Source organism: Micrococcus sp. KRD096 (assembly GCF_017168495.1).
Classification (GTDB): domain Bacteria; phylum Actinomycetota; class Actinomycetes; order Actinomycetales; family Micrococcaceae; genus Micrococcus; species Micrococcus luteus.
Map to the genome: position 1 here is coordinate 24319 of NZ_JABFAY010000014.1, position 1307 is coordinate 25625.

Sequence of the window (1307 nt, forward strand, 5' to 3'; positions counted from 1 at the left end):
GTCCTGCACCACCGCGCCCACGGGATGGCCCCGGGGGAGTCCATCTCCCCGCCGCTGGTCCACGCGAGCGCGTTCCACCTGCCCGGCGCGGACCCGGACGGCGCCCCCACCGCCCCCGGCGCGGACGTGCCTTTCCAGTACGCGCGCTGGGCCACGCCCACCTGGTCCGCGCTCGAGGCCGCCCTGGGCGCGCTGGAGGACGCCGACGTCGCCGTGGTCCCCTCCGGCATGGCCGCGATCGCCGCCGTCCTGCTGCCCCTGCTGCACCCGGGGGACCGCGCCCTCCTGCCCGCGGACGGCTACGGGCCCACCCGCGCCCTCGCCGCCGAGCACCTCACGCCCCGAGGCGTGCACGTGGACCTGGTCGCCACCCAGGGGCTCGCCCATGCGGACCTGAGCGGCTACGACCTGGTGCTCGTGGAGACCCCCTCCAACCCGGGGCTGCGCGTGGCGGACCTGGCGGACGTCGCCGCCCGCGCCCACGCGAACGGCCGCCGGGACGGCGCGGGGGCCCTCGTGGTGGTGGACAACACGCTGCTGACCCCCCTGGGGCAGCGCCCGCTGGAGCTGGGGGCGGACGTGGTCGTGGCCTCGGACACGAAGGCCGTCAACGGGCACACGGACGCCCTCGGCGGGCACGTGGCCAGCCGGGACCCGCAGGTGATGGCGCGGGTGCGCGGCTGGCGGACCCTGGCCGGCGGGATCCTGGGCACCCACGAGGCCTGGCTCATCCACCGCGGTCTCGAGACCCTTGAGGTCCGCTTCGCCCGGATGTGCGCCTCGGCGCAGGCGGTCGCGGAGCTGGCCGCGGGCCACCCAGCGGTGCGCGCCGTGGTCTACCCGGGGCTGGCGGACCACCCGGACGCGGAGGTCGTGGCGCGTCAGATGACGGCGGCGGGCGGCCTCGTCGGGCTGCGGTTCGCGGACGCGGCGGCGGCCGAGCGGTTCATCGCCGCGGCGCAGTATGTGGTGCCGCAGACCAGCTTCGGCGGCACGCACACGGCGGCCGAGCGCCGCGCCCGCTGGGGCGACGACGTCCCGGACGGTTTCGTGCGTCTGTCCGTGGGCGTGGAGCCCACCGCCGAGCTGCTGGCCGACCTGGAACGCGCGATGACCGCCGCGGGCGGCGGGCCGACCGCCTGACCCGCGCCCTCTGCACTTTGTGGGCCGAATACGACTCTCCCGGGGGCTCTGGGGCCCGGGAGAGTCGTATTCGGCCCTGAAAGTGAGCGCCGCCGAGACCTCACCCTGACCCGCGTCCCGGCTACGCTCGCGGACGAGGCCGCCCACCCGCGCCTCGCCCGCCC

Annotated in this window: 1 protein-coding gene; it reads left to right on the forward strand. The window is 77.4% G+C overall.

The features are described 5' to 3' along the window. Positions 1-1143 (forward strand): cystathionine gamma-lyase (locus tag J1M41_RS06085; RefSeq protein WP_201294403.1); only part of this gene is annotated, 1143 nt, incomplete at its 5' end. Between the last annotated feature and the right edge of the window lie 164 nt (positions 1144-1307).